Below are 4,063 nucleotides of genomic sequence, written 5' to 3'. Positions count from 1 at the left end.
GCGGCGGCCCCGGTCGCAGTCGGTCGCCCGGGCCTCGTACCGGATCGGGCGCTTCGGCCAGCAGCTCACCCAGCCGCTGCTGGTCGCCGCGCGCAACACCGCGATCCGCTGGACGCCGCCGCGCCTGGCGCTGCGATCGATGGCCCGCTACGCCGACTGGCACCCGTGAGCGTCAGGGGGCGGCGACGTCGGCGAAGCGGGGAGCGCCCGGCTCCAGGGCGACCCGGACGGCTCGGGCGGTGAAGCTGATCGCGTGGTACCAGCCGCAGAGCAGCAGCAGGTCGAGCAGCTGGGGCTCGGCCAACGCCTCCCGCGCCTCCGCCCACAGCTGGTCGCTGACGTCGCCGGTGTCGCAGAGCGAGTCGACGACCCGGATCACCGCGCGTTCAGCGGCCACCGCCCAGCACGGGTCATCGGCGGACCCGGCCGTCAAGGAGCGGATCTGGTCCCCGGTGAGCCCGACGCGTTCGGCGAAGAACTTCAGGTGTACGCCCCATTCGTACTCGCAACGGCACCGCGCGCAGGTGCGCACGATGGCGATCTCCCGCTCGCGCATGGACAGCGACAGCCGTGGTCCCAGCTCGTAGCGGCCCCATCCGCTCATCGCGGCCGTCATCGGCAGGTTGCGGGCGAGGGTGCGGAACAGCCCGATCGGCGGCACCCCGGGCGGCATCATCGACTCCAGCTGGGCCGCCACGTCCGGCGGGTACGGGGGCTCGACCGGGGCGATCCTGGTCACGAGGCGTCGTCCTCGAGGGCTGTCGCCCAGTCGTCGGCCCACCGGACCAGCGGCCGCAGCGCCTTGTACGCGGCCAGACCCAGCTCGGTGAGCGCGTACGCGGTGCCGGCCTCCTGCGCGACGATCCGGGCCTCGACCAGCTCGGACAGCCGTTGCCGCAGCACGCTGGAGGACATGTCGTCGCAGCGCTGTTGCAACGCCCGGAAGCCGAGCGCACCGTGCCGCAGCTCCCACACGATGCGCAGGCTCCAGCGCCGGCCGAACAGGTCGAGCGCCGCCATCAGCGGACGCCCGGTGCTCGATCCGCGTACCGGCAGTCCCGGTCTCGGCACCGTCATCGCGTTCCCGTCCCTCCCCGAGTGCTTCTGTTTCCGATACGGTAACGCGCGGCTGGGTGATGCGGAATCCGAAGCGGGGGCAGGGCACCGTCACTTAGGTGCCGCGGCGCCGTTGAACGGGCAATGGAGATCGGGTGAGAAGGCGGACCCTGCTGGCCGGGGCCGGCGCGGCAGCGGGTGTCGCGGCCGTCAGTGGCTGGTACCAGCGGCGCGGCTCCGCCGTACCGGTGATCCCCGGGGCCCCGCTCGGTGACGAGCGGCTGGAGCAGCGGCGATCAGCCGCCCGCGGCCGGACGGTCGACTTCTACACCGCCGTGCCGGCCGGGTACGGCGACGGCCGCGGCCTGCCGGTGCTGCTGGTTCTGCACGGCGCGTCGAAGACCGCCGCCGACTTCCCCGCGCTCGGGCTGGGCCGGTTCGCCTCCGACTCGGTCCGGCGGGGCAACGCGCCGTTCGTGCTGGCCGGTGCGACCGGGGGCCGGCTCTCCTGGCGGCCGTCCGGGGCCGACGACCCGCAGCGGATGGTGCACGAGGAGATCCCGGCCTGGTGCGCCGAACGCGGTTTCGCCACCGACCGGCTGGCGGTGTGCGGCTGGTCCATGGGCGGGTACGGTGCCCTGCTGCTGGCGCAGACCTTTCCCGGCTTCGTGCGGGCCGTGGCCGCGTTCTCGCCGGCGGTCTCCCCCGGTGACGAGGTCTTCGCCGGCGCCGCCGCGTTGCGCGGGGTGCCGGTCGGGCTCTGGTGCGGCACCGACGACGGCCTGCTCAACGACGTACGGGCGCTGGAACGGGCCCTGCCGCAACCCAGGGCGGCCGGCTCGTACACCGGCGGCCGGCACAACTTCGGTTACTGGAGCACGTGCCTGCCGTCCGCCTGTGATCTCGTCTCGGGAGCGTTGCGCTGACCGGCTGTCAGCGGGCGCGGGCCGGTGCCCGGTCGGCGGTGATCCACTGACCGGCCGGGGTGCGCAGCGCCAGCCCGGTCACCGGCGCGTCCGGCGCCGCGCCGTCGCGCAGGATCTCCACCACCGGGCAGCCCGTGGTCTCCGGATGCCAGAACCCGTCGGGATCGCGGACGGACGAGAACCGGCAGTCCGGCTCGTCGGTCCATCCCCAGGCCAGCAGCAGGTCCCGGCCGCCCAGCGAGTAGCGGCCGGCCGAGGCCACCCGTTCACCCTCGGCGCGGTGGAAGAACTCGGCCCGCAAGCCCGGTACGGCGACGCCCTCGAAGGTGGCGTCCGTGACCGTGCGGTGCGGCGTGTAGGTGGCGAGATCGGGCAGAGGCACGGCCCGACCCTGACACGGGCGATGATCTTCACGGGCCGGAGCGATGCAAACGTGAGTCTTTCGGGGGACAGCGCGGCGCAGGAAACTGTCAGGCTGCGCGGCAATACTCCGGCCATGGGCGAGACGATGGTGCCGGCGAACGGGGTGGATCTGTGCCTCGAGGCGTTCGGCCGGCGCGACGATCCCGCGGTGCTGCTGATCGCCGGCGGCGCCCGGTCGATGGACTGGTGGGAGGACGGGTTCTGTCGCCGGCTGGCCGACGGTGGCCGCTTCGTGATCCGCTACGACCACCGCGACACCGGCCGGTCGACGTCGTTCCCGGCCGGGGCACCGCCGTACTCGCAGGTGGACATGGCCGAGGACGCGCTCGGGGTGCTCGACGCCCTGGGGGTGGCCCGCGCGCACATCGTGGGGCTGTCGCTCGGTGGCGGCCTGGCTCAGCGCCTGGCCGTCGAGGACCCGCCCCGGCTGCGCACCTTGACGCTGATCTCGACCACGCCGGGCCTGATCGACGAGTCGCCGGCCGGGACGGTGCCTCCCCGGCCCCCGCGGACCGACTGGTCGGACCGGGCGGCAGCGGTGGACGAGCTCGTCGCGTGCGTGGCGGCGGTGGGTGGGCCGTTCACCGCGGACACGACTCACCTGCGGCAGCTCGCCGAGCGGGTCTTCGACCGCACCACTGATCCGGCCGCGGCGTACAGCAATCACTGGCTGGCCGCCTGCGGCCCGCCGGTCCGCGACCGCCTCGGCACGGTCGGCGTGCCCACGCTGGTCATGCACGGCACCGTGGACCCGCTGCTCTCGATGGCGCATCCGGCCGCGCTGGCCCGCGAGATCCCGGACGCCCGGCTGGTGCCGCTGCCCGGCGTGGGCCACGAGTTTCCGCCCCAGGCCGTGTGGGGTGTCGTGATCGAGGAGATCCTGCGGCACACTGCTTGACCATGCGCCTGGTCTCGCTGCTCCCGTCCGCCACCGAGATCGTGTACGCCCTCGGCCTCGGCGACGACCTCGTCGGCGTCACGTTCGAGTGCGACGAGCCACCGGCCGCCCGGCAGGAGAAGACGGTGGTGGTCGGCGGCCGCGACACCCGGGGCATGGACCCGGGCGAGATCGACGCGTACGTGAAGGAGCAGCTGGCGGCGGGCGGTGATCTGTACACGTTGCACGGCGACGCGCTGGCGGAGCTCGCGCCCGACCTCATCCTCACCCAGGACCTGTGCCGGGTGTGCGCGCTGCCCTCCGACCACGTGTCCGACGCGCTGGACTACCTGGGCTGCCGGGCCGACGTGCTGTCGCTGGACCCGTACTCGCTGGACGAGGTGCTGGACACGTTTCTCGCCGTCGGTGCCCGGGCGGGTGTGCTGCCACGCGCCGAGGCACTGGTCACGAGTCTGCGGGGACGGCTCGCGGCGGTCGCATCAGCGGTAGCCGGCCGGGCCCGTCCCCGGGTGGCCGTCGTGGAGTGGGTGGACCCGCCGTTCACCGCCGGGCACTGGGTGCCCGACCTGGTCACGGCGGCGGGTGGTGACCCGGTCGCGGCCCGGCCGGGGGCCCGGTCCGTGCAGACGACCTGGGCCGAGCTGGCCGCCGACGACCCGGAGATCGTGCTGGTCACCCCGTGCGGATTCCACCTGGACGGGGCCGCCGCCCAGGCCGCGGGGATCCCGGCGCACTTCCCGGGAGCTCAGGTGTGGGCGAA

At 74.1% G+C, this 4,063-nt stretch carries 6 protein-coding genes; 3 read left to right on the top strand and 3 right to left on the bottom strand.

Annotated elements, in window-relative coordinates; genetic code table 11:
• Positions 1 to 172 precede the first annotated feature (172 nt).
• Both AB0C29_RS36950 and AB0C29_RS36945 read right to left on the bottom strand, forming a co-directional pair.
• The gene (locus AB0C29_RS36950; protein ID WP_360830523.1) at positions 173 to 739 is read right to left on the bottom strand and encodes a carboxymuconolactone decarboxylase family protein; all 567 of its coding nucleotides are present in this window, start codon (positions 737 to 739) and stop codon (positions 173 to 175) included.
• The gene (locus tag AB0C29_RS36945) at positions 736 to 1,077 is read right to left on the bottom strand and encodes a helix-turn-helix domain-containing protein (RefSeq protein WP_360830520.1); all 342 of its coding nucleotides are present in this window, start codon (positions 1,075 to 1,077) and stop codon (positions 736 to 738) included. The genes AB0C29_RS36950 and AB0C29_RS36945 overlap by 4 nt, the downstream gene beginning before the upstream one ends.
• Before the next feature lie 134 nt (positions 1,078 to 1,211).
• Between AB0C29_RS36945 and AB0C29_RS36940 the strand changes: the two genes are divergently transcribed.
• Positions 1,212 to 1,982: an alpha/beta hydrolase-fold protein gene (locus AB0C29_RS36940; RefSeq protein ID WP_360830517.1), complete on the top strand. Its 771-nt coding sequence runs from the start codon at positions 1,212 to 1,214 to the stop codon at positions 1,980 to 1,982.
• A gap of 7 nt (positions 1,983 to 1,989) precedes the next feature.
• Here AB0C29_RS36940 and AB0C29_RS36935 read toward each other — a convergent pair whose 3' ends face one another.
• Positions 1,990 to 2,364: a hypothetical protein gene (locus AB0C29_RS36935; RefSeq protein WP_360830514.1), complete on the bottom strand. Its 375-nt coding sequence runs from the start codon at positions 2,362 to 2,364 to the stop codon at positions 1,990 to 1,992.
• Positions 2,365 to 2,478: 114 nt separating this feature from the next.
• Between AB0C29_RS36935 and AB0C29_RS36930 the strand changes: the two genes are divergently transcribed.
• The gene (locus tag AB0C29_RS36930) at positions 2,479 to 3,303 is read left to right on the top strand and encodes an alpha/beta hydrolase (protein WP_360830511.1); all 825 of its coding nucleotides are present in this window, start codon (positions 2,479 to 2,481) and stop codon (positions 3,301 to 3,303) included.
• Positions 3,304 to 3,305: 2 nt separating this feature from the next.
• On the top strand, positions 3,306 to 4,063 hold a 758-nt coding region (locus AB0C29_RS36925), incomplete at its 3' end, for an ABC transporter substrate-binding protein (protein WP_360830508.1).

Origin of the sequence: Actinoplanes sp. NPDC048791 (genome assembly GCF_040650095.1) — a bacterium.
In the GTDB taxonomy this organism is placed as follows: Bacteria; Actinomycetota; Actinomycetes; order Mycobacteriales; family Micromonosporaceae; genus Actinoplanes.
Note: the sequence above shows the minus strand (reverse complement) of the source record. Positions and strands in the feature narration are given on the sequence as shown.